This window comes from Stenotrophomonas rhizophila, assembly GCF_020857975.1.
In the GTDB taxonomy this organism is placed as follows: Bacteria; Pseudomonadota; Gammaproteobacteria; order Xanthomonadales; family Xanthomonadaceae; genus Stenotrophomonas; species Stenotrophomonas rhizophila_C.
In genome coordinates this window covers 320,453-345,582 of the sequence record NZ_JACWUO010000001.1, presented here as the reverse complement: position 1 = coordinate 345,582, position 25,130 = coordinate 320,453, and the positions used below count along the sequence as shown (strand labels likewise).

The 25,130-nt window shown below is 67.5% G+C and carries 23 protein-coding genes; 16 read left to right on the top strand and 7 right to left on the bottom strand.

Annotated elements, in window-relative coordinates; translation table 11 throughout:
• Positions 1-151 precede the first annotated feature (151 nt).
• From IC535_RS01510 to IC535_RS01495, 4 genes are all read right to left on the bottom strand, one after another.
• Entirely contained in the window at positions 152-991 is an 840-nt protein-coding gene (locus tag IC535_RS01510) for a PhzF family phenazine biosynthesis protein (RefSeq protein WP_228884795.1), read from the bottom strand.
• A gap of 131 nt (positions 992-1,122) precedes the next feature.
• The gene (locus IC535_RS01505) at positions 1,123-1,716 is read right to left on the bottom strand and encodes a cysteine dioxygenase family protein (RefSeq protein ID WP_228884794.1); all 594 of its coding nucleotides are present in this window, start codon (positions 1,714-1,716) and stop codon (positions 1,123-1,125) included.
• A gap of 147 nt (positions 1,717-1,863) precedes the next feature.
• Entirely contained in the window at positions 1,864-3,486 is a 1,623-nt protein-coding gene (locus IC535_RS01500; RefSeq protein WP_228884793.1) for a carboxylesterase/lipase family protein, read from the bottom strand.
• A complete protein-coding gene (locus tag IC535_RS01495) occupies positions 3,483-4,472 on the bottom strand; it encodes an alpha/beta hydrolase (protein ID WP_228884792.1) in 990 nt (329 codons plus the stop codon). Before IC535_RS01495 ends, IC535_RS01500 begins: the two co-directional genes overlap by 4 nt.
• Before the next feature lie 148 nt (positions 4,473-4,620).
• Between IC535_RS01495 and IC535_RS01490 the strand changes: the two genes are divergently transcribed.
• The 9 genes from IC535_RS01490 to IC535_RS01450 all read left to right on the top strand — a co-directional run bounded on the left by IC535_RS01490 (position 4,621) and on the right by IC535_RS01450 (position 14,266).
• The gene (locus tag IC535_RS01490) at positions 4,621-5,442 is read left to right on the top strand and encodes a 2-keto-4-pentenoate hydratase (RefSeq protein WP_228884791.1); all 822 of its coding nucleotides are present in this window, start codon (positions 4,621-4,623) and stop codon (positions 5,440-5,442) included.
• A 38-nt stretch (positions 5,443-5,480) separates the two neighbouring features.
• Positions 5,481-6,485 (top strand): TRAP transporter substrate-binding protein, encoded by a 1,005-nt coding sequence (locus tag IC535_RS01485; RefSeq protein WP_228884790.1) that lies wholly within the window; start codon positions 5,481-5,483, stop codon positions 6,483-6,485.
• A 12-nt stretch (positions 6,486-6,497) separates the two neighbouring features.
• Positions 6,498-7,034, top strand: a complete 537-nt coding sequence (locus IC535_RS01480) for a TRAP transporter small permease (protein ID WP_228884789.1) — start codon at positions 6,498-6,500, stop codon at positions 7,032-7,034.
• A gap of 3 nt (positions 7,035-7,037) precedes the next feature.
• Positions 7,038-8,321, top strand: coding sequence for a TRAP transporter large permease (locus IC535_RS01475; protein ID WP_228884788.1), 1,284 nt, complete (start codon positions 7,038-7,040; stop codon positions 8,319-8,321).
• A gap of 85 nt (positions 8,322-8,406) precedes the next feature.
• Complete coding sequence (locus tag IC535_RS01470) at positions 8,407-9,984, top strand: family 43 glycosylhydrolase (RefSeq protein WP_228884787.1); 1,578 nt, start codon at positions 8,407-8,409, stop codon at positions 9,982-9,984.
• 42 nt (positions 9,985-10,026) lie between these two features.
• Entirely contained in the window at positions 10,027-11,088 is a 1,062-nt protein-coding gene (locus IC535_RS01465; RefSeq protein WP_429000318.1) for a LacI family DNA-binding transcriptional regulator, read from the top strand.
• Between the two features lie 225 nt (positions 11,089-11,313).
• Entirely contained in the window at positions 11,314-12,162 is an 849-nt protein-coding gene (gene kduI, locus IC535_RS01460) for a 5-dehydro-4-deoxy-D-glucuronate isomerase (protein WP_228884786.1), read from the top strand.
• Between the two features lie 66 nt (positions 12,163-12,228).
• Positions 12,229-12,984 (top strand): 2-dehydro-3-deoxy-D-gluconate 5-dehydrogenase KduD, encoded by a 756-nt coding sequence (kduD, locus tag IC535_RS01455; protein WP_228884785.1) that lies wholly within the window; start codon positions 12,229-12,231, stop codon positions 12,982-12,984.
• A gap of 178 nt (positions 12,985-13,162) precedes the next feature.
• Positions 13,163-14,266, top strand: coding sequence for a GDSL-type esterase/lipase family protein (locus IC535_RS01450; protein ID WP_228884784.1), 1,104 nt, complete (start codon positions 13,163-13,165; stop codon positions 14,264-14,266).
• A 53-nt stretch (positions 14,267-14,319) separates the two neighbouring features.
• Here IC535_RS01450 and phhA read toward each other — a convergent pair whose 3' ends face one another.
• Positions 14,320-15,216, bottom strand: a complete 897-nt coding sequence (gene phhA / locus IC535_RS01445) for a phenylalanine 4-monooxygenase (RefSeq protein WP_228884903.1) — start codon at positions 15,214-15,216, stop codon at positions 14,320-14,322.
• A gap of 127 nt (positions 15,217-15,343) precedes the next feature.
• On the opposite strand from phhA, the gene IC535_RS01440 reads away from it, so the two are divergent.
• The 3 genes from IC535_RS01440 to IC535_RS01430 all read left to right on the top strand — a co-directional run bounded on the left by IC535_RS01440 (position 15,344) and on the right by IC535_RS01430 (position 18,162).
• Positions 15,344-15,826: an Lrp/AsnC family transcriptional regulator gene (locus IC535_RS01440; RefSeq protein ID WP_228884783.1), complete on the top strand. Its 483-nt coding sequence runs from the start codon at positions 15,344-15,346 to the stop codon at positions 15,824-15,826.
• Positions 15,827-15,958: 132 nt separating this feature from the next.
• Complete coding sequence (locus tag IC535_RS01435; RefSeq protein ID WP_228884782.1) at positions 15,959-16,819, top strand: hypothetical protein; 861 nt, start codon at positions 15,959-15,961, stop codon at positions 16,817-16,819.
• Positions 16,819-18,162, top strand: a complete 1,344-nt coding sequence (locus tag IC535_RS01430) for an XVIPCD domain-containing protein (protein ID WP_228884781.1) — start codon at positions 16,819-16,821, stop codon at positions 18,160-18,162. The genes IC535_RS01435 and IC535_RS01430 overlap by 1 nt, the downstream gene beginning before the upstream one ends.
• Positions 18,163-18,206: 44 nt before the next feature.
• Here the strand turns inward: IC535_RS01430 and IC535_RS01425 are convergent, their stop codons facing one another.
• Positions 18,207-19,202: a patatin-like phospholipase family protein gene (locus IC535_RS01425; protein ID WP_228884780.1), complete on the bottom strand. Its 996-nt coding sequence runs from the start codon at positions 19,200-19,202 to the stop codon at positions 18,207-18,209.
• A 245-nt stretch (positions 19,203-19,447) separates the two neighbouring features.
• On the opposite strand from IC535_RS01425, the gene IC535_RS01420 reads away from it, so the two are divergent.
• From IC535_RS01420 to IC535_RS01410, 3 genes are read left to right on the top strand one after another with little or no spacing between them, the layout of a single operon-like run.
• Complete coding sequence (locus IC535_RS01420) at positions 19,448-21,715, top strand: TonB-dependent receptor (protein WP_228884779.1); 2,268 nt, start codon at positions 19,448-19,450, stop codon at positions 21,713-21,715.
• 30 nt (positions 21,716-21,745) lie between these two features.
• A complete protein-coding gene (locus tag IC535_RS01415) occupies positions 21,746-22,555 on the top strand; it encodes a hypothetical protein (protein ID WP_228884778.1) in 810 nt (269 codons plus the stop codon).
• A gap of 14 nt (positions 22,556-22,569) precedes the next feature.
• Complete coding sequence (locus tag IC535_RS01410; RefSeq protein ID WP_228884777.1) at positions 22,570-23,022, top strand: hypothetical protein; 453 nt, start codon at positions 22,570-22,572, stop codon at positions 23,020-23,022.
• A gap of 104 nt (positions 23,023-23,126) precedes the next feature.
• Here IC535_RS01410 and IC535_RS01405 read toward each other — a convergent pair whose 3' ends face one another.
• Positions 23,127-23,975 (bottom strand): acid phosphatase, encoded by an 849-nt coding sequence (locus IC535_RS01405; protein WP_228884776.1) that lies wholly within the window; start codon positions 23,973-23,975, stop codon positions 23,127-23,129.
• Between the two features lie 265 nt (positions 23,976-24,240).
• Between IC535_RS01405 and IC535_RS01400 the strand changes: the two genes are divergently transcribed.
• Positions 24,241-25,125 (top strand): hypothetical protein, encoded by an 885-nt coding sequence (locus IC535_RS01400; protein WP_429000317.1) that lies wholly within the window; start codon positions 24,241-24,243, stop codon positions 25,123-25,125.
• Positions 25,126-25,130 lie beyond the last annotated feature (5 nt).

Sequence of the window (25,130 nt, the reverse complement as noted above, 5' to 3'; positions counted from 1 at the left end):
GCCGCCGGCCGCCGCGTGCAGTCGATCAGGATGCGACCCTACCAACGGGCGGCAATGAATCCCGGGTGGGGCGCCTCCCGATCGACCGCCGACAGCGCCACAACGCGCGATGCCGGCAGGCCCCCCAACGCAGCCTGCGTCCGGACGCAGGCTACAAGCGCACCGCGCCCTCGATGCAGGTGACGCAGTCGCCGCCGATCCACAACGCCTCCCCCACCCGCTCCACCTGCAAGCGCCCGGCGCGGCCCAGCACGGTGCCCTGGCTGATCACATAGCGGTCCGGCACCTGCTCTTCTTCCAATAGCCAGCGTGCGATGCCTGCATTGAGGCTGCCGGTGGCCGGATCCTCCGGGGTGCCATCGCCGGCGATGAAGGCGCGGCTCTCGAACTGCGCCGCCGTCCCGTCGCTGGCCAGCCAAGGGCCGAACACGCCGACCTTCAGCCCTTCCAGCTGCGCGTAGTCGGGTTGCACCGCCAACACCGCCGCGCGGTCGCGCAGGCGCACGGCCAGCCAGCCGGTGCCGTTGTCGGCCCAGCGCGCATCCACCACCGCCTCCGCTGGCAGGCCCAGCCCACGCAGCACGCGTTCGCGCAGCGGCGCATCCAGCGGCCCACCGCGCAACAGCGGCGGGGCTAGGAACGCCAGCCCCGCATTGCTGCGCCGGATCCGCACCAGGCCGATGCCGCATTCCTGCACGATCTCTTCGCCCTGCGGCACGCCACCGCAGGCCAGCCAGGCATGGCAGCTGCCCAGGGTCGGGTGCCCGGCAAACGGCAGCTCTTCCAGCGTGGTGAAGATGCGCACCCGGTAGTCCGCGCGCGGGTCGGTCGGCGGCAGCACGAAGGTGGTTTCGCTCAGGTTGGTCCAGCGCGCGAACGCGGCCATGCGCGCGTCCTCCAGGCCGGCCGCGTCCAGCACCACCGCCAGCGGATTGCCGAGCAGGGGATCGGCGCTGAACACATTGACCTGCAGGAACGGGTAAAGCGGCATCGAAGGGTCTCCCGACAATCGGCGGTATGATGCGCGCCGGCCGGGATCGCGTCGATACGTGCCCGGCCGCCAACGCGCGCGGTGGCGCGGCTGCCCTGCGTACGCGCCTGCCAACCGGCCGGCGCGCGGTGCTATGCCGCGTCGGTTTCCAAGGCCTGCACGCGGCGCTGGTACCAGTGGCCGTCCTGCTCTGGCTCGAACACCGCGCTGCAGGTCATCTCGCCCTGGTAGACATGCACCGAGATGGCCAGCTCCTCATCGCTGGTGTTGCGGATGGTGTGGTACTCGTGCGGTGGGATCAGGCTGCCGGCGCTGCCGCAGTCGCCCACGATCGCGGGCTCGGCACGGAACCGGAAGCGTTCGCCGTCGCGCTCTAGCAACTGGTACTGGGTGATCTCCAGCTGGCCCAGCCACACCCCTTCCACGCACCACAGGCCGCTGTGGTCGTGCAGCGGGGTGCCCTGTCCCGGGCCCCAGCTCATCGCCACGATGCTGTAGCCATGGGCCGGGCTGCGGTACAGCTCGCGGCGCGCGTAGTGGTCGCTGATCGGGTGGTGGACGCAGGCCGGCAGCTGGATGCGGCTGTCGGCGATCGCCTCGCGCAGCGCCGTGCGCAGCGTGGCGGCGATCTGGTGGGTGTCCTCGTGCTGGACTGCATGGTCGATCGCGGCGATCAGTCGGTCACGGCCATGGAACGGGGGAAACGGAGTGCAGTGCTCTTGCATGCGCCCAGTCTAGGCGATCGCGGTGAACACCGTGTTTGACGGGATTCACGTGGATCGCCAGCTGATCCGCGAAGTAGCAATCAAAATCGCGGAAATAGTTGATCAAAACTATCAATGCAGGCGCGCCCACGCCCCTGCCCATCCCACTCAGAACGTGCCGCGCTGGATGAACGGTGCCTGCTGGTACAGGCGCCGCTCGCCGCCGCGCGGGTCGTCGGCCTGGCGCGGCTGTGCATCGAACAGCAGGGTCTGGCGGCGCGCCAGCGAATAGGTCTGCCACGCCGGCAGCGCGGCATGGTTGGGGTCGCCGTGGCGGGCGAAGGCGATCAGCGCCGCGCTCATCATCGCCGCGACGCGTCCGGCCTGTTCGCCGTCGCCGGTGCGCGAACCGGGCTGGCGGGTGTTGTCCAGCACCAGCGGAATGTCCAGCGTGTGGAAGGCGCCGAACTTGCCGCCATCCAATGGCGAGCCCCAATCCAGCTGGTAGGCCCAGGTCGGTGCGCCCTGGCGTGCCCGCGCCTCCAGCTCTTCCACGGCGCCACGCCAGGAGCGGCCGGCGGTGGTGGCCGCGAAGAACACCTCCGAGGGCGTGTAGTGCGGGTACAGGCGGCGGTATTCGGCGATCACCACCGCCGGCAGCAGGTCCACGTACTGCTGCTTCTCCAGCCTGGCCGGCAAGGTCTCCCAGCTCAGCGCGAAGTTGGCCGGGTCGTTGCCGAGGAAGGCACGGGTCTCGTCGCGGGTGTTGCCGATCACCATCGGGATCCCGGCCGACTGCGCCGGGGCCTCCGGCCAGAACGGATGCACCGGCAACACGCCGCCGTCCAGTACCGGGCCGACATACAGCCCGGTGTCTTCCACCCGCGACGGATCACGCGCACGCGTTGCCGCCAGCAGCGCCTCCATCGGCAGCTCCAGCAGGGCCTGCACGTCGGCCGCGGCAACGGCCTGCATCGCGATCTGCGCGCGCTGGGTGGCCGCGCGCGGGCCGGCGGCGGTGACCTGCTGGCCGCTCATGGTCCAGGCGCGCTGGAACAGGCCGCGCGCGGCCGGCATCGCCATCAGCGTGGCGATCTTGGCGCCGCCGCCGGACTGGCCGACCACGGTGATGTTGTGCGCATCGCCGCCGAACTCGGCCGCGTGCTGGCGCACCCACTGCAGGGCCTGGACCAGGTCGAGCTGGCCGACGTTGCCCGAATCGGCGAAGCGCGCATCGCCCAGCTGTGCCAGGTACAGGTAGCCGAACACGTTGAGCCGGTGGTTGACGGTGACCACTACCACATCGCCACGCCGGCACAGCGCGCCGCCGTCGTACAGCGGGTCGCTGCCCGAGCCGTTGTTGTAGGCGCCGCCGTGGATGTAGAACACGATCGGCCGCTTGCCGCCATCGCGCAGGGCCGGGGTCCACACGTTGAGGAACAGGCAGTCTTCGCTGCCCGGTCCGTCCGTGCCGGTCTGCGGGGCGGCGCTGCCGTATTCCAGCGCGTCGCGCACGCCGTGCCAGGCCGCTTCGGGCAGGGCCGGCTGGAACCGGCGGGTGGCCGTGTCGGCGCCGTAGGGAATACCGCGGAACACGTTCACGCCCTGCTCGCGCTGGCCGCGCAGGCGGCCGCTGCGTACCTTGGCCAGGGGCGCGGCGGTATGCCGCGGCCCGGGCACGCCGGCCCAGGCCGGCAGCAGCGGCAGGCTGGCCGCTCCCAGCAGCAGCGCATGACGCGCGCTGTCCTGCAGGAAGCGGCGGCGCTGCAGGTCGGCCGGTGCCCCGCTCATCGGCGTGGCTCCGGGGCCTGTGCGTGGATCCAGCGCAGTGCCAGCGCCGGCCATTGCGCGGTGGTCAGCGCAGGGTCGATACGCACGCCGAAGCCGTGCCCGCCGTGCGCGAACAGGTGCATCTCGGTGGCCACGCCGCTGCGCAGCAGCGCCTGGTAATAAACCAGGCTGTTGTGCACCGACACCACGCTGTCGTCCTGCGCATGCACCAGGAAGGTGGGCGGCATGTCCGCGCGGACCTGGTCCTGCATCGAGAACTGCCGGGCCAGCGCCGCATCGGGATGCTCGCCGAGCAGGCGGGCGCGCGAACCGCCGTGTGCATGGGCGCCCATGTCGATCACCGGATACAGCAGCAGGGCGAAGTCCGGCCGCGCGCTGTGCGCGTCGATGGCATCGCCTGCCGGATAGGCCGGCAGGTCGAAACCGGTGCTCAGCCGGGCGGCGACATGGCCGCCGGCGGAAAAGCCGATCACCCCGATGCGGCCCGGGTCCAGCTGCCAGCGCGCGGCCTGGCTGCGGATCAGCCGCAGCGCGCGCTGGGCATCGGCCAGGGCGGCCTGGCGGTCGCTGCGCCCGGCGGGCAGCCGGTAGCGCAGCACGAACAGGGTCACCGCGCCGCGGTCGACAAAGGCCGGCACCAGGGCGGTGCCCTCCTTGTCCAGCACGATGCGCTGGTAGCCGCCGCCGGGAATCACCAGCAACGCGGTGCCGTCCGGATGCGGCGGCCGGTAGGCGACCAGGTAGGGCGCGTCGACGTCGTCGATGTAGCGGTCCGGCAGGGCCGGGTCATCGCTGCGCTCGATCACCCGCGGCACCCGTGGGGCGCCGGTCTGGCCCGGCACCTGGCCGGCCGGCCACAGCGCGATGCGGTCCGGGTCGCCCGGCCCGGGCTCGGTCGCCGGCACGCTGCGTTCGGCGGCCTGCAACAACGACGGGGGGCAGGCCAGCAGGCAGGCCAGCAACAGCAACGAGACGGCACGGGGCATCGGCGGTGTCCTTTGGGTCATCCAGAGGGTCATGGTGCCCGGCCGCAGCGGTCTGATGCGCTGCACATTGCCAATGACACCGGTTTACCATATACAGCTCATCCACGTGCTGTCGATTGGCAGTGCAACATTTCTCCGGGAGATCCGCTTGAGCAACGATCACGGCATACAGGACCTGCCAGACCAGGGATTGGGCGAGATCGCCCGCGCCTTCGTCAGCGCCCGCCAGCAAGGCCGCGCGCTGCCTGATTTCCCCGGCATCATCCCGCCGGACCTGGTCACCGCCTACCGCGTGCAGGATCAGGCCATCGGCCTGTGGGACGACCAGGTGGTGGGCTGGAAGGTCGGTTACATCGCCGCCGAGAAGCGCGACAGCGCCGGCGACGACCGCCTGCTGGGCCCGATTTTCGCGCGCCGGCTCTGGAATGCTACCGGTGGAACAGTGGACATTCCGGTGTTCGTCGGCGGCTTCGGCGCGGTCGAGGCCGAGTTCGTGATCCAGCTGAGCGAAGATGCGCCGGCCGACAAGCTGCACTGGACCGCCGAAGAAGCCGAAGCCCTGCCGGCCAGGCTGTTCATCGGCGTGGAAGTGGCCAGCAGCCCGCTGGCCACGATCAACCAGCTCGGCCCGCGCGTGGTGGTGTCCGATTTCGGCAACAACAACGGCCTGGTGCTGGGCGCGGAAATCCCCGGCTGGACCGCGCTGGACGATGCGCAGCTGCGGGCCGAAACCCGCATCGACGGCGCGGTGGTCGGCACCGGTGGCGCCACCGCGCTGCCCGGCGGTCTGCGTACCGCCTACGCGTTCGCCCTGGGCCGGTCGGCGCAGCGTGGCCGGCCGCTCAAGGCCGGCGACCTGATCGCCAGCGGCAACGCCACCGGCATCCACGACATCGCCGTAGGCCAACAGGCACTGATCCGTTTCGCCGGTTACGGCGACATTACCTGCAAGGCCATCGCCGCCGGGTAAGCCTGGCGGACATGGCGAGTACGCTTGGGAGGGCGCAGATGATTACCCGCAGAAGTTTCCTTGCCACCGGTGTGGGCGCGCTTGGCGTGCCGCTGCTGTCGGCGTGCGCACCCGCGGCCGGGGTTGCCGCGGCCGACGCGCGGCTGTTGACCGCCACCGATGTGCACGTTGCCGACTACCCCACCGTGACCGCGGTGAAGTGGATCGGCCAACAGCTGGAGCACAGGACCGGCGGCCGCCTGAAGCTGCGCCAGTACCACTCCGGCCAGCTCGGCCGCGAGTCCGAGGCGATCGACATGGCGCGCTTCGGCGCGATCGACATCACCCGGGTCTATTCCGGCGCGCTCAACAACGCCTTCCCGCTGACCCAGGCACTGTGCCTGCCGTATGTGTTCGAGTCGGTGGCGCACATGCGCCGCGCGCTCGATGGCGGCGTCGCCGACGCCGTCCTGCAGGGTTTTGAAAGCCGCGACCTGGTCGGTCTGGCGATCTACGACTCCGGCGCGCGCTGCTTCTACAACACCAAGCACCCGATCGTGGAACCGCGCGATCTGCATGGCCTGAAGCTGCGGGTGGCGTCCTCGGACATCTTCATCCAGCTGATGCGCCTGCTCGGCGCCAACCCGACCCCGATGTCGCTGGGCGATACGTTCTCGGGAATGGAAACCCACATGATCGACGGCGCCGAGAACAATATGCGCAGCTTCCATTCCAGCCGTCACTTCGAGGCGGCGCGTTACTGGTCGCAGAGCGAGCATTCCTATGCGCCGGACGTGCTGCTGATGTCGCGGCAGAGCTTCGATGCGCTGAGCCCGGCCGATCGCAGCCTGGTGATCGAAACCGCGCGCGAATCGGTGCAGGTGATGCGCCAGCAGTGGGATGCCTCGGAAAGCAGCGCCCGCCAGGCCGTCGCCGATTTCGGCATCACATTCAACGAGGTCGACATGCCGGCCTTCCGCAAGGCCGCCGATCCGCTGCTGCAGCGCTACCTGCAGCAGCCGGCGCTGGCCGCCCTGACCCGTCGCATCCGCGACTTCGCCTGAGGCCCCGCCGCGATGTCCGAACCGACTTCCGAAACCGTCACCGCCCCCAACGCACCGCAGCGCCTGCTCAACGGCATCGCCGAGGTGGCCATCCACATCGCTGTCCTGGCCCTGCTCGGGCTGGTGGTGGTGCAGGGCTGGCAGGTGTTCGCCCGCTACGTCATCAACGATTCGCCCAGCTGGACCGAGCCGGTCACCCTGCTGCTGCTGGCCACCGCGATGAGCCTGGGCGCGGCCACCGGCGTGCACACCCGCCGCCACTTCGGCTTCTTCCTGCTGGCCGCGCATATGCGCCCGGGCCTGCGCCGCGCGGTGGAGGTCTTTTCCGCGCTGGTGGTGGCCGTGCTTGGCGGGGTGATCGCCTGGTGGGCGGCGGTGCTGCTGCTGGACGGGCTGGACATCAAGGCCGCCGGCGCCAACCTGCCGCAGAGCATCAACTACCTGCCGCTGTCCGTTGGCGGCGCGCTGATGGCGATCTTCGCCGTGAACCAGATGGTGCAGGCCGTGCGACCCGCCGACGCCGCAACCGTTGCCGAGGGAGACCGCTGAGCCATGGGTATCACGATCCTGTTTACCGTTTTCGCGGTACTGCTGCTGCTCGGCGTGCCGGTGGCCTATGCCCTGGCCGCCGCCGCCCTGGCTACGCTGTGGTACCTGGACCTGCCGACCCTGGTGCTGGTGCAGCAGATTTCCGCCGGCACCGGCTCGGCGTCGCTGATCGCCATTCCATTGTTCATCTTCGCCGGTGAAATCATGATGCGCGGCGGCATCTCCGAACGCCTGATTTCGCTGGCCTCCTCGCTGGTAGGGCGGCTGCGCGGCGGGCTGGGCCAGGTCTCGATCCTGTCCTCGCTGTTCTTCGGCGGTGTGTCCGGCTCGGCCATCGCCGATGTATCGGCGGTGGGCGGCACCATGATTCCGCAGATGGTCAAGCGCGGTTACGACCGCGACTTCGCGGTCAACGTCAGCATCACCGCCGCGCTGGTGGCGCTGCTGGTGCCGCCCTCGCACAACCTGATCCTGTTCTCGGCCGCGGCCGGTGGCGGGCTGTCGATCGCCGACCTGTTCGCCGCCGGCATCGTTCCGGCACTGCTGATGACCGTGGCCCTGATGATCACCGGCTATGTGGTCGCCCGTCGCCGTGGCTACGGGGTGGAAGTGTTCCCCGGCTGGCGCGCGGTGCTGCTGCGGCTGGTCTCGGCCCTGCCCGGCCTGGGCCTGGTCGCGCTGATCTTCATCGGCATCCGCGCCGGCATCTTCACCGCGGTGGAAAGCGCGGCGATCGCCGTGGTCTACGCCCTGCTGGTGACCACCGTGCTGTACCGCCAGCTCAACTGGCGCGAGTTCCTCGGCACGGTCATCCATGCCGCGCGCAGCACCGGGGTGATCCTGTTCGTGATCGCCACCGCGGCGGTGTTCGGCTGGCTGCTGGCCTACCTGGAAGTGCCGGCCGCGGCGGTGGAGTTCCTGCGCTCGTTCGCGCACAGCCAGTTCATGGTGTTGTTGATGATCGTGGTGATGTTGCTGCTGCTGGGTACCTTCATGGACCTGGCGCCGATGATCCTGATCTGCACGCCGATCTTCCTGCCGGTGGCCAAGGCCTATGGCATCGAGCCGATCCACTTCGGCCTGGTGCTGGTGCTGGCCGGCGGCCTGGGCCTGGTCACCCCGCCGGTGGGCTCGGTGCTGTTCATCGGCACGGCGATCGGCAAGATCAGCGTCGGCGAGAGCATGCGCTCGATCTGGCCGTTCTGGTTCGCCGCGTTGGGGGTGCTGCTGGTGGTCACCTTCTTCCCTGCCCTGTCGTTGTGGCTACCGGCATTGCTGCGTGCCTGAGCCTGATTCCCCTGCGCTGGCTGCAGCGCACCGCCGGGACGCGGCCTGCACGCGCGCGTCCCCCGTTGGATTCCGGAGAAACCCGATGCGCTTGAACACGATCCTGGCCGCCATCGCCACCGCCTGCCTGTTGCTGGCCATCCCGGTGCTGGCCGCCCCGCCCACCCCGTGGAAGCGCGGCATCGAGAACCAGCGCCAGGCCGACCTCGGCAACGGCACCTTCCTCAACCCGGTGCTGGCCGGCGACCGCCCCGACCCGTCGGTGCTCAAGGACGGCCAGGACTACTACCTGACCCTGTCCTCGTTCGACGCCTACCCCGGCCTGCCGATCTGGCATTCGCGCGACCTGGTCAACTGGCAGCCGCTGGGCCATGCGATCACCCGCAACGTCGGCGCGATCTGGGCCCCGGACATCGTCAAGCACGGCAGCCGCTATTACATCTACTTCCCGGCCCGCACCGGGGAAACGCGCAGCAACTTCGTGGTCTGGGCCGACAACATCCGCGGCCCGTGGAGCGAACCGATCGACATCGGCCTGGGCGGCTACATCGATCCGGGCCACGCGGTGGGCGAGGACGGCAAACGCTATCTGTTCCTCAGTGGCGGGGCCTATGTGCAGCTGGCCGACGACGGCCTGAGCGTGGCCGGTACCCCCAAGCATGTCTACGACGGCTGGAAATACCCGGAAAGCTGGGACGTGGAGGCCTATGCGCAGGAAGGCCCGAAGATCAACTTCCGCAACGGTTGGTACTACATGACCACCGCGGTGGGCGGAACCGCCGGCCCGCCCACCGGGCACATGGTGATCACCGCACGCTCGCGTTCGATCCACGGCCCGTGGGTGAACGCCCCGAACAACCCGATCACCCGTACCCGCTCGGCGGCCGAACCGTGGTGGTCGCGCGGGCATGCCACCGTGGTCGAAGGCACCGACGGGCGCTGGTGGATGATGTACCACGGCTACGAGAACGGTTACTGGACGCTGGGCCGCCAGGCCCTGCTGGAGCCGATCGAATGGACCGATGACGGCTGGTTCGTGGCCAAGGGTGGCGACCTGGGCCAGCCGCTGGCCAAACCCTCGGGCGCCTCGGTCGGCGCGCACGGCATGGCCCTGTCCGATGATTTCGCCGGCCCCACGCTGGGCGCGCAATGGTCGTTCTTCAACCCCGGCCCGGACGAGTACCGGCGGCTGGACTTCAGCGGTGACGGGCTGGCCCTGCAGGGCAAGGGCCAGACCCCGCGCGACGCCTCGCCGCTGACCGCCATCGCCGGCGACCAGGCCTACCAGTTCGAGGTGCAGATGCAGATCGCCCCCGGCGCAGTGGGCGGGGCGCTGCTGTTCTACAGCGACCGCCTGTACGTGGGCCTGGGCAGCAATGGCGAGAAGACCGTCATGCACCGCTACGGCGAGGAGCGCCCCACCCGGCTGGCGCCCAGCGCCAGCGGCGGCACGCTGTGGCTGCGGGTAACCAACAACCGCCACATCGTCACCCTGCACACCAGCAGCGATGGCCAAACCTGGCAGAAGTACCCGGTTCAGATGGAAGTCTCCGGCTACCATCACAATGTGGCCGGGAAGTTCCTCGCCCTCAAGCCTGCCCTGTACGCGGCCGGCACCGGCACGGTACGTTTCCGCAACTTCCGCTACCGCGCCCTCGACTGAGCGGCCCGGTAGACTCTTCCGACTCATCCCGGTTCGAACGACATGTCATTGCGCAGCAAATCCGATCCGATGCCACCGCATGGATTGACCAAGGGCAAGGCCGCCACGATCAACGACATCGCGCGGTTGTCCGGGGTATCCAAGAAGACCGTCTCGCGGATCATCAACAACTCCCCGCTGGTGCGCAAGGACACGCGCGAGAAGGTCGAAGCACTGATGCGCGAGGTGGGCTATACGCCCGATCCGCTGGCCCGCGGGCTGGCGTTCCGGCGCTCGTTCCTGATCGGGATGGTCTACGACAACCCCACCGCCCAGTACATCGTGGACATGCAGTACGGCGCGCTGGATGCGCTGCGCGGCTCCAGTTTCGAGCTGGTGGTACACCCCTGCGACTCGCGCAGCCCCGGCTACATCGATGGCGTGCGCCGCTTCGTGCAGCAGCAGAAGCTGCACGGCGTGATCCTGGTGCCGCGTGCGTCGGAAGACCAGGCGCTGGTGGACATGCTCGATGAGATCGGTGTCCGCTTCACCCGCATCGCCTCGCTGCCGCTGGACGACACCTCGCAGATGGTGGTCACCCACGACCGCGACGGCGCCGCCGAAGCGGCCGACTACCTGCTGTCGCTGGGCCACCGCGATATCGCCCTGGTCACCGGGCCCAGCGCCTACCGTTCGGCGCACGAGCGCACCGCCGGCTTCATCGACGCCCTGGCCCAGCGCGGCATCGAACTGCCGCCGGCGCGCATCGTCGAGGCCGGCTACACCTTCGAATCGGGCGTGGCCGCCGCCGAGAAGCTGCTGCTGGGCAAGCAGCGCCCGACCGCGATCTTCACCGGCAACGACGAAATGGCCGCCGGCATCTACAAGGTGGCCCTGCGCGCGGGCATCAACATCCCGCGCCAGCTGTCGATCATCGGCTACGACGACAGCCCGCTGGCCTCGCGCCTGTGGCCGTCGCTGACCTCGGTGCGCCGGCATACCCGCGACACCGGCCGCACCGCGGCGGCCATGCTGATCCAGCCCGACGGCCAGGCGGTGATGCAGATCGCCAGCGTGCGCCCGCACCTGATCGTGCGCGATTCCTGCCAACCCCCCGAGGATTGACGCCCCGGGCGTCAATCCTCTGTAGATCACGACCGTTGGTCGTGACGCTTCTTCCCCCTTGTTCTGTGGTGTCGCCTCCCCGGTCGTGTCGCCCCCGCCCTGACCCGCCCCCGGACCACCCGGCCTATCGTGCGCTGCAAAATGACACCGGTTACCAAGCGGGCTACAATCCGCTTCAATCGCGCCGGGGCCGATCCATCGCCCCACCCCTGCTCTGGAGACGCCATGTACTGCAAGACCCACTACGCCACCCATCCCGACGCCATCAAGGGCGCCAGCAATGACGACCTGCGTGAGCTGTACCTGCTCGACGGCCTGTTCAACGCCGATGCGGTGACGCTGAAGTACACCCACTACGAGCGCTTCGTGCTCGGCGGTGCGGCCCCGGTCAACGGCCCGCTGTCGCTCCCGAAGCAGACCGAGCCGGCCTCGGCCGCCGGCCATCCGTTCCTGGAGCGTCGCGAGCTGGGCATCATCAACGTCGGCGCCGGCAGCGGCACCGTCACCGTGGACGGCACCGTGTTCCAGCTCGGCCCGAAGGACGGCCTGTACGTGGCCATGGGCAGCGTGGACGTGGTGTTCGCCTCCGATGACGCCGCCACCCCGGCGCAGTTCTACCTGGCTTCCACGCCGGCGCATGCGCGCTTTGAAACCAAGCAGCTGTCGATCAAGGACGCCGTGGCGCTGGATCGCGGCGCGCTGGAAACCAGCAACGAGCGCACCATCTACCAGTACATCGTGCCGGCCACCTGCCAGTCCTCGCAGCTGCTGCTGGGCCTGACCGTGCTCAAGCCGGGCAGCGTCTGGAACACCATGCCGCCGCACCTGCACGACCGCCGCAGCGAGGTTTATTTCTATTTCGACCTGGGCGCCAACGACCGCGTCTACCACTTCATGGGCGAACCGGACGCGCAGCGCCATATCGTCATCCAGAACAACGAAGCCGTCGTGTCGCCGCCGTGGTCGATCCACATGGGCGCCGGCACCAGCAACTACGCCTTCATCTGGGCGATGGGCGGCGAAAACCTGGATTACACCGACATGCACGTGCTGGACATCTGCCAGCTCAAGTGACCTCCGCGCGCCGCCGGCATAGCGCCGGCGGCGTCTGTTACGCATTGGACAAGGACCACATACGCAATGGCTAATCCGTTCAGTCTGGAAGGCAAGGTCGCCCTGGTCACCGGGGGCAATACCGGCCTGGGGCAGGGCATCGCCGTGGCATTGGCGCAGGCCGGTGCCGACGTCGCCGTGGCCGGCATCCAGCCGCCCACCGAGACCATCGCCGCCATCACCGCGCTGGGCCGCCGCTGCCTGGCCATCGAAGCCAACCTGATCAGCATCGAGCCGGTGGAGCGGGTCATCCGCGAAACCATCGACGGCCTGGGCGGCCTGGACATCCTGGTCAACAACGCCGGCCTGATCCGCCGCGCCGATGCGGTGGACTTCAGCGAGCAGGACTGGGACGACGTGATGAACGTCAACATCAAGTCCGCGTTCTTCATCTCCCAGGCCGCCGGCCGGCATTTCATCGCCCAGGGCCGCGGCAAGATCATCAACATCGCCTCGATGCTGTCCTTCCAGGGCGGCATCCGCGTGCCGTCCTACACCGCCAGCAAGAGCGGCATCGCCGGCATCACCCGCCTGCTGGCCAACGAGTGGGCCAGCAAGGGCATCAACGTCAACGCGATCGCCCCGGGCTACATGGCCACCGACAACACCGCCGCGCTGCGTGCCGACCAGGACCGCAACAAGTCCATCCTCGACCGCATTCCTGCGGCCCGCTGGGGCACCCCCGAAGACCTGGGCGGCACGGCGGTGTTCCTGGCATCCAGCGCATCGGACTACGTCAACGGCGCGGTATTGCCGGTCGATGGCGGTTGGCTGGCGCGGTAACGCCATCGCTGCGCGCTGGCGCTCCCACGGTTTGCGCTGCAGACCGTGGGGCCCGCGCGACCTTTACCTGCAAACCCCCACCGCTTCGCGATCGCCCCTTGGCACAGGGGGCTTTCCCCCAGATGCACCCCGGTAGTGCCGGCCGCTGGCCGGCAGCTCTCCACCCAGGAGCACGACCATGCTGCGTTTGCTGCTGTCCCTGTCCCTGCTGATTGCAGCGCCCGGCGCGCTCTGCGCCCCGCATCGCGTTTTCATCGCCGGCGATTCCACCGCCGCCGAGTACGGCCCCGAGCGCGCGCCGCAGGCCGGCTGGGGCCAGGCGCTGCAGAGCTATCTCGATCCGGCCGCGTGGGAGGTGCGCAACCACGCCAAGGGCGGCCGCAGCACGCGCAGCTTCATCGACGAAAAGCGCCTGGACGCGATCGCCGCCGAGCTCCAGCGCGGCGACGTGCTGCTGATCCAGTTCGGCCACAACGACGCCAAGCGCGAAGCCCCCACGCGCTACACCGAACCGGCCACCGCCTACCCGCAGTACCTGCTGCGCTATGTGCAGCTGGCCCGCGACAAGGGCGCCACGCCGGTACTGGTCACCCCGGTGGCCCGGCTGCTGTATGACTTCGGTTCGCTGCTGGACACGCACGCGCTGTACACCCAGGCGATGAAGCAACTCGCCCAGCGCGAACAGGTCGCGCTGATCGACCTCAACGACAGCTCCATGCGCTGGATACGCGCGTTGGGCGAGCAGGGCGCCAAGCCCTATTTCCTGTTCGTGCCCGAGCAGAACAAGGCCGACGGCACCCATTTCAGCATGGCCGGCGCCAACGCGGTGGCGTGCCTGCTGATGCGCGATTGGGTCGCGCTGACGCCCGACCTAAAGCAGGCGCTGAAACGCGACATCGATTGCGAGGTGCGCAGCGCAGGGCAGGGCACCGCGCCGGGCAAACCTTCGTGGGTCGTGCACGAGCGCGATGTCGCCGTGTCCCAACGCGGCCCGCACGGCGGTGCGGGACCGACCACGGCGTACCCGTTCTTCGCCGATGCCACCGACCTGCCGTTCGTGCTGCGCAAGCGCGTATTGCACAAGGGCGCCGGCATCGGCCTGCACCCGCAGCACAAGGACGAGATCTATTACATCGTCAGCGGGCGGGGCAGCTATGTGCTGGACGGCAAGCAGTACGACGTTGGTGCGGGCGACGCGCTGCTCACCCGCAGCGGCAGTTCGCACGCGCTGCAGCAGGTAGGCGATGAGGATCTGGTCGTGCTGCTCGCCTACCCGCGTTGACCGGGCATTACCGGCCAACGGTAGGTCACGACCGTTGGTCGTGACCGGAAACCTCACACATCGCCGCCGTCCGCCCAGCCTTCGCCGGTGCCCTGGTGGAATACGCGGTCGCCGTCCTGCACCTGGCCGGCAGGCAGGTGCTCCTGCGGTTCCAGTGCGGCATAGATCGGGGTGAAGTCCGGTGCGGTGGCCTGCATCAGCTGCTCGTAGCTGTCGATCACGAAGTAGGTCTTCTGGAAGGTGTCGATCCGGTAGCGGGTACGCATGATCCGCTCCAGGTCGAAGCCAATCCGGTTCGGCGCGGCCGATTCCAGCGAGTACAGCGATTCGCCCTTGGACGAAACGATGCCGGCGCCGTAGATGCGCAGGCCTTCATCGGTATTGATCAGGCCGAATTCCACCGTGTACCAGTACAGCCGGGTCAGGTGCTGCAGCGCTTCCGGGCCGATCGCATGCGCCTTGACGCCGCCGCGGCCGTAGGCGGCCATGTAGTCGGCGAACACCGGGTTCATCAGCAGCGGTACGTGACCGAACAGGTCGTGGAACATGTCCGGTTCGGCGATGTAGTCGATCTGGTCCGGGCGGCGGATCCACCAGGTGACCGGGAAGCGGCGGTTGGCCAGGTGGTCGAAGAAATCCAGCTCCGGCAGCAGGCCCTCCACCCCGACCAGGGTCCAGCCGGTGGCCGCGCCCAGCACCTCGTTGAGCTGGTCGAAGCGCGGAATCATGTGTGCATTCATGCCCATCTCGTCCTGCGCCTGCAGGAACTCCCGGCTGGCCCGGCCCTCCAGCAGCGCGCGCTGGCGCTGGTACAGCGTGCTCCAGGTGGCATGGTCGTCGGCGCTGTAGCTGTCCCAGGGCTGTTCCACCACCGCGGTGGTGTACACCGGCACGTAACCCTTGTCGGTCTGCTGGTGTTCGACGCGGCGGGGGGCGGTGGCGGTTTCCATCGTGGCGGTCTCCTGGGAAGTCATCCGTCGATGCTAGGGCAGGGCGCACGCAACAGGTTTGCAAAGTTGCGCGGATATGCGCTTCTGGCGCAAAATCATTGCGTCCACCTAATGTTGCGGGGCAGCAATGGCCGGAGATACCCAGTTCGACCGCACGGATCTGCGCCTGCTGGCGGAAATCCAGCAGCATGGCCGCGCCACCAACGCCGAGTTGGCCGGCAGGGTGAACCTGTCCCCCTCGGCCTGCCTGCGCCGCGTGCAGCGGCTGGAAAGCGAAGGGGTGATCGCCGGGTACGGCGCGCGGCTGGAACCGCGCCGGATCGGGCTGGGCCTGCAGGCCTTCGTCCGCGTGCAGCTGGAAAAGCACGACCAGCATGCCATCGGCGTGTTCGCCCAGAGCGTGGTGGCATGGGATGAAGTGGTGGCCTGCCATGCGCTGACCGGCGACATGGATTACCTGCTGCAGATCTACGTGCGCGACCTGGAACACTTCTCGCGCTTCCTGCTCGACAAGCTGCTCAACGCCGCCGGCGTGGCCGACGTCAATTCCAGTTTCGTGCTGCGCACCGTGAAGGAATTCCGCGCGCTGCCACTGTCGCAGCTGGAATGAGCTTGACGTGATAGGCGCTGTAGCGGGCTGTGGCCTTCGGCACTGCCCGCATCTGCGACGCCAGTCCCGGGTAGTCCAGGCCACGATCGACTAGAGTTGTACGCACCACGCATCATCGGAGGATGCCCTCGCATGGCGTTACCTGCACACCGCCTGCTCATCGCGTTACTGCTGCCGCTGGCTGCCTGTGCGCGGCAGCCTGAACCCAAGCCGGTAGAACGTACCCAGACCAACGAGCAGGGCTGCACCCGCCAGCGCAGCATCGGCCCGCAGGATCCGTTCGCCAACCCCGCGCCGCTCAAGCAGGCCTGTCTGGGGCCGCATCTGCTGGAGATCCCGCAGAACTACTTCTACAACCAGATCGGCACCGAGCACGATGGCAGCTACGCGCTGGCGTTGGAGTACCCGTCGCTGGAGCCGTTCAAGCCGGGAGAGCGAATGGGATTGACCACGGATGTGTCCATCCGCACGGTCACAATTGACTACAGGTACATCGATCGAATTGAACTGAGCGAAGCCATGCGGCGCAGCTACATTCCGATGGACTACAAAAAGGACGAACCGCAAGAGAATCTTGAGACGCGCATCGCGGGCGAGAAGCTCTACGACTTGAGTCCCTACTTCGTGAACATGGATCTGGTGCGTGCGTACTACAGGAGCAGAGGGTACAACGAGGATGCACGCGTCATGTCGCCCGACAGGCACACGGACTGGTACATAAAAAAAGATGATGCGGGCAAAGTACAGACAGTCATCAAATGTACTTCCCGCGAAGTAACGTCATCTGGAGTTGAATACCATGACGGGAAGCTGGTCAAGAGCAGAGGTTATGGATTCGCGAAGTGCAGCCACACGTTCATGATCGCGCCGCTGAGTACCTTGGTTCTCGTCGATTACCCGCGGGAAGGACTAGACCACTGGAAGGAGATCGAGCGGCGTGCTCGAGATATGCTGACGAAGTTCAACGTTGAAGAACGAAAGGAATCGCACTGATGGCTGACTTCGCCAAACACGATTTGGAAATGCTCAGGTACTACGTCGGGACCGATAACCGGGAGCTCTACTTCAACTACCTTGCACAGATGGAGGGTAATGATGGCTACGGCACCCTTGCCCTTGGTGTTGTAAGGAACGACAACGCGCCAGGCGCGACGGCGAACCACTTCGCCCAAGCGCAGGGAGGCGAGAAAGCGCTACATCTTGGAGAGAGAGGCTGGCAGAAAGTGGGAGAAGATCTCATCGAGCAGGATCTCATCCTTCGAGAAGGCCATTTCAACAATCAACGTCCAGATCTGGCATTGAATCTTCCAGTTCGTGATGTGCAGCTTGCCCATGACCGAACCTTTGCGCTCAACGACATCAAGAACGAAGCCTGGACCCCACGCCAACTTCTCGAAGCCGCCCGCCGCCATGGCGGCGAGCCCGAGGCGGAAAAAGTCTGGTCGATGATGCTGGACAACCAGTTGCTGGGGCTCACCCGTGGCGCAAGCACCACCGAGAACCTCGCCTACCGCTACAACGATGAAAAACTGGACGCCACCGCGTATGTGGCGGCGATGGGCCTGGCCCGGACCAACGCAGGCCTGTTTCCCACGCCCAATTCCGATCCGGACCTGATCGACCGCGACGGCAAGACCTACAGTTTCCACACCGAGTCCGGCACGTGGCGCGGGCCGGCGCCGATCGAGTCGCGCATACCGGTCAAGGTGCCGGTGACCGACCCGGCGCTGGTCGACGTTCTCAACGACAGCCGCGCACTGCGCCAGGAGCGCGAGCAGCTGCGCACGCAGTTCCACCCGGACGACCCGTACCGCGACCGCCCGATCCAGGCCAGCCCGTGGCTGTTCACCGATGCCGGCCCTGCGCAGGAAGCCTCGAATCAGGCACTGCAGGCCCGCGCCACGGCGCCAACCGATCCTACCCAGGCCGGGCATCCGCAGCACGCGCTGTACCAGCAGTGCGTCGAGGGCGTGCACGCGCTGGATGCACGCCTGGGCCGGGCGCCGGATGCGCACAGCGCCTGCATGGCCGCCAGCCTGACCACGCTGGCCGCCAGCAGCGGCCTGGAGCGCGTGGACCATGTGCTGTTGAGCGTGCAGGGCAGCGACACCGCGCCCGGCCAGCGGGTATTCGTGGTGCAGGGCGATCCGGGCGATCCGGGCGACCCGGCGCATCAACGCGCGCACATGCCGACCGAACAGGCGACCGCCACGCCGCCGGAGCAGTCCTTCCAGCAGTTGGCGGTGGTGGATCAGCAGCGCGCACGCGAGCAGGCCCAGCAGGTACAGCGCGAGCAGGACAACGCTGTGCGCGCCGCGCCGTCGATGCACATCTGAGGATGCCGGGGCAGGGCCGACCGAGTGTCGGCACTACCCGGCGCTCACCCCTCGCACTTCTCCTTGCGGCCCATCAGCCTGCCCACGCGCGACGGTTCTTCGCACTTGGGCTTGGGCGGCGGGGCCAGGGCGGCGGCGCGGGCCCGCTGCAACTGCTGCACCTTGGCGCGGATCTGCGGCATCACCGCCATCGCGGCCTTCTCGCCTTCCAGGATGGCGTTGTTGCGCTGGCTGAAATCGGCCGCGCCGATGTCCAGCACCTTGGGGCGGACGATGATGTCCGCGCGCGCTAGTTCCTGCTCGCCCAGGCGCTGGCCCATGATCGAGATCGACTGGTTGACGATGCCCAGCATGCCGGTCGGCGCCTTGCCGCTGGCCTTGCTGGAGATATCCACGGCGATCACGAAGTCGGCGCCGAGCTGGCGCGCGGCGTCCACCGGCACCGGGCTGACCACGCCACCGTCGATATAGTTGCCCTTGCCGATCTTCACCGGCTCGAACACGCCGGGGATGCTGCTGGACGCACGTACCGCCTGGCCGGCATTGCCGCGCACGAAGATCGCGCGGTCGCCGGTTTCCAGCTGGGTGGCCACCGCGGCGAACGGCTTGCTGAACTTCTCGATCGGGCGGTTGCCGACCTGCGTATTGACGTAGTCCTGCAGCTTCTGGCCCTGCACCAGGCCGCCGGAGAACAGGCGCACGTCGCGGATGCTGGCTTCGTCCAGCGCCACCGCCTTGGACTGCATCTGGAAGGCATCCATGCCACTGGCATACAACGCCCCGACTACGCTGCCGGCGCTGGTGCCGGACACCACCACCGGTTCGAAGCCGTTGGCCTCGAGCATCTTGATCACCCCGATATGGGCAAAACCCTTGGCCGCGCCGCCGCCCAGGGCGATGCCGATCCTGACCGGCTTGGCCTGCGCCACCGGGGTGGCCGCCGGCGGCGGGGTCGGGCGCACGGGGTCGCCGCCGCAGCCGGCCAGCAGGCCGAGCAGGGCAACGGACAGCGTCAGGCGGGTACGGCGCAGTGATTTCATCAGGGTGTCTGCAGGTGAATAGGCATCGAAGGGCGCCAGCATACCGAAGCGGCCGCAGGGCGGGGCAGGGCGGGGCGATCGATGTTCAGCCGCTGGGCCGGCGGCGTTCGAAACCGGGAAGCGTGTCCCACCGTGCCTGGCCGGAGTCTGCTAATGAATGACCGCAATTTGCGGCCATGTTGTTGTACTGCAACAATTGTCTGGTAGCGCCGGTCCACCACCCCTCCCAACACAGCCTAATCGCCATGTTCCCGAACCGCACTGCCCACGGCCGGTTTCCGTCCGTGCACCCGCTCGTCATCGCCCTCGCCGCCCTGCTGCCGTTGACGGCCGCAGCCCAGGACGCCCCGGCCGCCAAGGATCCGGTTGCCCTCGACACCCTGCAGGTCACGGCACAGCGCCGTGTAGAAAACGCCAAGGACGTACCGGTATCGATCTCGGCCATCCAGGGCGAAAAGCTCGATGTGCTCGGTTCGGCCGGCGACGACATCCGCTTCCTGTCCGCGCGCGTGCCCAGCCTGAACATCGAATCGTCCTACGGTCGTGCCTTCCCGCGCTTCTACATCCGCGGCCTGGGCAATACCGACTTCGATCTCAATGCCTCGCAGCCGGTCTCGCTGGTGTATGACGATGTGGTGCAGGAAAGCCCGCTGCTGAAGGGCTTCCCGCTGTTCGACCTGGCCGGTGTGGAAGTGCTGCGCGGCCCGCAGGGCACCCTGTTCGGGCGCAACACCCCGGCCGGCGTGGTCAAGTTCGATTCGGCGCGTCCCTCGCAGGATGCCGACGGTTACATCAAGGTCGCCTACGGCAGCTACGACACCTGGAACACCCAGGCCGCCTATGGTGGCCCGCTGACCGACCGCTGGTCGGCACGCGTGTCGGCGCTGTACCAGCGCCGCGACAACTGGGTCACCAATACCCGCGCCAATGCGCCGGCCCAGGGCTTTGAAGGCTATGACGAAGCGGCCGGTCGCGTGCAGTTCCTGTACGAAGGCGATGACTTCGAAGCCCTGTTCAACCTGCACAAGCGCAAGCTCAACGGCACCGCGCGTCTGTTCCGCGCCAACATCCTCAAGCCGGGCACCAACCAGCTGGTCGAGAACTTCGACCGCGACGAGGTTTCGGTCGACGGCCAGAACTTCTCCGAGCTGGAAACCTGGGGCGGCAGCGCGCGCCTGCAGTGGAACCTGGGCCGGGTCACCCTGCACTCGATCACCGGCTATGAAACCGCCGAATCGCTCAACCATGGCGACATCGACGGCGGCTACGGCGCCAGCTTCCTGGGCGCCGGCAACTCCGGCCCGGGTTTCATCCCGTTCGCCTCGGAGTCGGCCGACGGCCTGCCCAGCCACCGCCAGTGGACCCAGGAATTCCGCGTGGAATCCAATGAGTGGGGCCGCTTCGACTGGCAGGCCGGGGTGTTCTACTTCGATGAAGACGTCACCATCGACAGCTTCAACTACGACTCGCTGACCCCGGGCAACCCGCAGACCGGCCATGCGGTCCAGCAGCAGCGCAACAAGGCCTGGGCCGCGTTCGCCTCCGGCGATTTCGACGTGACCGAGCGCTTCAAGCTGCGCGGTGGCGTGCGTTACACGCAGGACAAGAAGGACTTCAGCGCCAGCGTGCTGCAGGCCGTGCTGTTCGGCACCCCGGTCAGCGGCCCGTACATCGCCAAGACCGACGTCAACGACGTCAGCTGGGACCTGAGCGGTGTGTACCAGATCACCGACAACCTCAACGCGTACGCGCGCGTGGCCAAGGGCTTCCGCGCGCCGTCGATCCAGGGCCGGCTGGCCTTCGGTGGCGTATCGCAGGCCGATTCGGAGAAGGTGATCTCCTATGAGGCCGGCATCAAGGCGGACCTGTTCGACCGTCGCGCACGCCTGGGCTTCAACGTGTTCCGCTACAACGTGGATGGCCAGCAGCTGATCGCGGTGGGCGGCAGCAACAACACCGCCACCCTGCTCAACGCCGACAAGAGCATCGGCCAGGGCGCCGAGCTGGACTTCGAGGCCTACCTGACCGACCACGTGCTGCTGACCCTGGGCAGCAGCTACAACGACACCGAGATCAAGGACAAGGACCTGGCGGTGGCGATCTGTGGCGGCGGCTGCACCATCACCGACCCGACCACGGTCATCGATGGGGCCACCTATGCGCTGGTCAACGGCAATGCGCTGCCGCAGGCGCCCAAGTGGATCCACAACCTGACCCTGCGTGCCGGTTTCCCGGTCACCGACGGCAGCGAGCTGTACGTCTACACCGATTGGGCCTATCGCAGCGCAGTCAACTTCTTCCTGTACGAGTCGCCGGAGTTCCGCAGCCGTTCGTCGCTGGAAGGCGGCCTGCGGCTGGGCTACAACTGGGATTACGGCCAGTACGATGTGGCCGTGTACGGGCGCAACCTGACCGATCAGGTGCGGGTGGTCGGTGCGATCGACTTCAACAACCTGACCGGCTTCCTCAACGAGCCGCGTACGTTCGGCGTGGAGTTCACCGCCAAGTTCTGATGCACCTGATGCGGTAGGCACCCACCGTTGGTGGGTACGCTGCGAAACAGGAACGGCGCGGAGAAATCCGCGCCGTTTTCTGTTCGTACCTTCATCGTGGTGCCGACCGCCGACCGCCGACCGCCGACCGCCAATCGGTACCGCCATATCGGTAGTGCCGGCCGCTGGCCGGCTCCTCGCGGTGCCGATCAACAGGATGCAGAGCCGGCCAGCGGCCGGCACTACGGTGATGCCGGGCCCCGCTTTGCAAGTTATTGCATTCCCGGCACCGTCCTACGCTCGGCATACTGGCGCATCAAATACCGGGTGCGGCACAGCGCGCCTTTCCCAGAGGCCGCTGGAACGATGGAACCTACCCAACGCAAACCATCGGAACATGGCTGGGCACTGGTGCTGTGGGGCCGCATGGATGCGGCCCAGATACTCATCTACGTGGCATCCGCGCTTCGGCACGACCGCACGCCGTACCTCCACGACATCGCTGGTTCGATCGCGGTGCTGGACAGCCATGGATGGATGGCACTGACGTTCCTTGCGCCAAGTTGGGTATTGCAGGCGAGTCTTTTCGCTTCCTGCGCGTTGCTGCTATGGCGCAGCAGGCTCGGTGTCTATCTTGCATACGTGCAGATACCGCTGCGGCTGATGCTGTTGATGCCATCTGTGCCGTTTGCGCTGATGCTGGTCCGCCATCTGGATATCGCCCCAACCACCCTGTTGGTGTTGAGCGGGTGCCTGCTGCTGCTCGTAGAGTCGCTGAAATTGGGGATGCTGCGTCGAGCGTGCCGCCCTGTCCCTCCTGCCAGTATCAACGCTAAGAGGGGCTCAGAATGCGGTACTTGAGAGAAATTGTTGAGATGGTCTGGATCCTTCTCTTCGAACTTCCGCTGGACGCCATCTCGCGTCTCGTCAGCATGTTTCTCAAACTGCTGGCCCGATCTGGTGCGTTGCAATCGATGCGAAGCAGGCGAATGCTCGTCCGCGTACTACGCGCTGTCCCTTTCCGTCAGGGGTACAAGATCGAAGCTCGCTGGGCTCGGCTGCTTGCCAGGCCATTTGCCTTGGATCTGCATGCTGCCAATCCGGCTTCCTTCGTTGGGAAAACAGAGGCGGAGATCACGCGGTTACTTCGTGCGGAGCCCGTGTTCAACAACAGTGAACGAGGGCGTGAGCACATCGAGTGGAGGAGAGGGAGTCAACGCGTTGAGTGTCTCAGCTATTACGTCTGCACCGATTGCTACTTCTATGTGAGGGGCGGGAATGGGCACTGGGTGTTGATTGCCAAGGCACAAAAGGTCGATCTTCAATAGGAGTCACTGCCTACCTCACGCCGGGACCACAAGCCCGGCGCCGCCGCATCTCATCGACCATCGACGAGCCGGCCAGCGGCCGGCACTACCGCGCCGCGCTCGGTTTACAGCGCGCTCGCCGGACGCACCTTCAATACCGCTTCCTCGGCCGCGCAGTCGCGGCTGGAATGCCGCCCGGCCTTGCGCGCCGCGGCGATTTCCTTGCGCGCGGCCAGCAGGTCCTTGTTGAAGGCCGCATCGTCATGCAGCCGCGCCACCGCGGCCGCGCCCATGAAGCGGCCTTCGAGGATGTCGCTCTGCCAGTGCACATTGCAGACCAGGCGGCTTTCGCCGTAGTTGCGGCCGCGTGCCTGGATCGCATCGGCGCGGTCGGGGGCGATCTCTGCCAGGATCAGCGCCCAGGCCCAGCCGATCGAGGTGTGGCCGGAGGGGTAGGAGCCGTTGCCGCGCAGTTCCTGCTCGTCTTCCGGCGTGCAGGTCGGTTCGCCGTTGAGCATGAACGGGCGCGCACGCTGGTAGTGCTTCTTGGCGGTGCGCGTGGCCGCGCTGGCATCGGCCCGGCTGCGTTCGAGCAGGCGGTACAGCGCCGGCGTCTGCACCGCGTCCACGTCCACGTCGATCGCGCATGAAAACTGGTTGGCGCCGGCCGGGAAGCCCAGTTCGGCGTCCCGGTGCGCCTGGGCGAAACGCGGGCTGCCGCGCAGGCGGCGGGCTTCACCACTGACCTGCTCGTCCAGCGCGAAGCCGGCCGACCCGGCCGCCGGCGGCGCCGGTACCAGGGCCAGGCTGGCCGGCACGGCGTCGGCGGCCAGATAGCCGACCGCCTTGGTGGTGACCGAGGCTTCCACCGCCGTGGCAGGCGGAGCGGCCGCCGTGGAGCAACCGGCCAAGGCCACCAGCAGGGCGGCGCTCAACAACGGGCGCAGGGCGTCAGGGGCGGTGAAGGACGGCATCGGCGGCTCTCTGGACGGAAAAACCGATGATCGCAGCTTCCCGGGGGCCGGCGGGCGCCGTTGGGTCATGTGGCCAGATCCGGCATGGTGCGTCGCAAAAGGCACGCTCGATGGCCAAAACCATCTACTGGTTCACGGAACGGGATCTTCGACCGGCATAGCGTCGGGGTTGGCGCCGCCTTGTCATGCAGATGGGGAACGATGGCATCCACGGCCATGCGGCAGCGCCAGTCATCAGGGGGATCACCTGCAATGGAGACAGCGGATGCGAAGCAATGCGGGAAGGACGGGCCGGGGGCTGGCCCTGGGCGTGATGATGCTGGCGTGTGGAAGCGTGCACGCCGCCGACGTGGTGGGGGTGGCGTTCGTGCACGGCACCGGCAAACAGACCGATGCACGTACCGAATACTGGCAACCGGGGATCATCGATACGGTGCGCGCCGGCTTGCCCAACAGCAGCAACTACACGGTCATCAACTGCGATTTCGAGCAGTACATGTGGAAACCGGAGACCGCCGGCTGCCTGGCCGGGCAGCTGACCGGCTTCATCGACAGCCGTGGCATCACCAAGCTGGTGGTGATCACCCATTCCAACGGCGGCAACGTGCTGCGCTGGATCCTGTCCAATCCCACCTATGACAGCCGCTATCCGCGGTTGATCCAGACCATCAGCAAGGTCACCGCGCTGGCCCCGTCCTCGGCCGGCACGCCGCTGGCCGATGCCGCGCTCAACGGCAATGCCTTCGAATCCTCGGTGGGCTGGCTGCTGGGCTACAAGAGCGATGCGGTGCGCCAACAGCAGGTGAGCCATATGGCCACCTACAACGCGCAGAACCTGTACGGCACGGTGGGGCGCCCGGCCTTGCCCCGGCCGTTCCGCGTGGTGGTCGGTTCGGACGTGGAATCGGCGGTATGGGACAACAACAGCTACTGCGGCGGCTATGCGCAGAACGTGGGCCTGGAGTTCACCCAGAACTGGTTGGACAGCTGCTCGGACGGGTTCCTGGAGTGCAGCAGCCAGAAGGCGGCCGGCACCCTGTGGTTCACCGACAAGGCGCGCACCAAGGGCGCCGAACCGCTCAGCCACAACCAGAGCCGGCGCGACTGCTTCGGCCTGGGCACGCTCCTGCGCAACGACCTGACCCTGTGAGGAAC

Excerpts from the sequence above, each read along its gene's own strand:
- IC535_RS01475 (WP_228884788.1), top strand. The coding sequence starts at position 7,038 with ATGGGTATCACGATCCTGTTTACCGTTTTCGCGGTACTGCTGCTGCTC.
- IC535_RS01400 (WP_429000317.1), top strand. The coding sequence starts at position 24,241 with ATGCGAAGCAATGCGGGAAGGACGGGCCGGGGGCTGGCCCTGGGCGTG.
- kduD (WP_228884785.1), top strand. The coding sequence starts at position 12,229 with ATGGCTAATCCGTTCAGTCTGGAAGGCAAGGTCGCCCTGGTCACCGGG.
- IC535_RS01435 (WP_228884782.1), top strand. The coding sequence starts at position 15,959 with ATGGCGTTACCTGCACACCGCCTGCTCATCGCGTTACTGCTGCCGCTG.
- phhA (WP_228884903.1), bottom strand. The coding sequence starts at position 15,216 with ATGGAAACCGCCACCGCCCCCCGCCGCGTCGAACACCAGCAGACCGAC.
- IC535_RS01485 (WP_228884790.1), top strand. The coding sequence starts at position 5,481 with ATGATTACCCGCAGAAGTTTCCTTGCCACCGGTGTGGGCGCGCTTGGC.
- IC535_RS01440 (WP_228884783.1), top strand. The coding sequence starts at position 15,344 with ATGGCCGGAGATACCCAGTTCGACCGCACGGATCTGCGCCTGCTGGCG.
- IC535_RS01425 (WP_228884780.1), bottom strand. The coding sequence starts at position 19,202 with ATGAAATCACTGCGCCGTACCCGCCTGACGCTGTCCGTTGCCCTGCTC.
- IC535_RS01505 (WP_228884794.1), bottom strand. The coding sequence starts at position 1,716 with ATGCAAGAGCACTGCACTCCGTTTCCCCCGTTCCATGGCCGTGACCGA.
- IC535_RS01510 (WP_228884795.1), bottom strand. The coding sequence starts at position 991 with ATGCCGCTTTACCCGTTCCTGCAGGTCAATGTGTTCAGCGCCGATCCC.
- IC535_RS01495 (WP_228884792.1), bottom strand. The coding sequence starts at position 4,472 with ATGCCCCGTGCCGTCTCGTTGCTGTTGCTGGCCTGCCTGCTGGCCTGC.
- IC535_RS01450 (WP_228884784.1), top strand. The coding sequence starts at position 13,163 with ATGCTGCGTTTGCTGCTGTCCCTGTCCCTGCTGATTGCAGCGCCCGGC.
- IC535_RS01420 (WP_228884779.1), top strand. The coding sequence starts at position 19,448 with ATGTTCCCGAACCGCACTGCCCACGGCCGGTTTCCGTCCGTGCACCCG.
- IC535_RS01500 (WP_228884793.1), bottom strand. The coding sequence starts at position 3,486 with ATGAGCGGGGCACCGGCCGACCTGCAGCGCCGCCGCTTCCTGCAGGAC.
- kduI (WP_228884786.1), top strand. The coding sequence starts at position 11,314 with ATGTACTGCAAGACCCACTACGCCACCCATCCCGACGCCATCAAGGGC.
- IC535_RS01410 (WP_228884777.1), top strand. The coding sequence starts at position 22,570 with ATGGTCTGGATCCTTCTCTTCGAACTTCCGCTGGACGCCATCTCGCGT.
- IC535_RS01480 (WP_228884789.1), top strand. The coding sequence starts at position 6,498 with ATGTCCGAACCGACTTCCGAAACCGTCACCGCCCCCAACGCACCGCAG.
- IC535_RS01470 (WP_228884787.1), top strand. The coding sequence starts at position 8,407 with ATGCGCTTGAACACGATCCTGGCCGCCATCGCCACCGCCTGCCTGTTG.
- IC535_RS01465 (WP_429000318.1), top strand. The coding sequence starts at position 10,027 with ATGTCATTGCGCAGCAAATCCGATCCGATGCCACCGCATGGATTGACC.
- IC535_RS01405 (WP_228884776.1), bottom strand. The coding sequence starts at position 23,975 with ATGCCGTCCTTCACCGCCCCTGACGCCCTGCGCCCGTTGTTGAGCGCC.
- IC535_RS01430 (WP_228884781.1), top strand. The coding sequence starts at position 16,819 with ATGGCTGACTTCGCCAAACACGATTTGGAAATGCTCAGGTACTACGTC.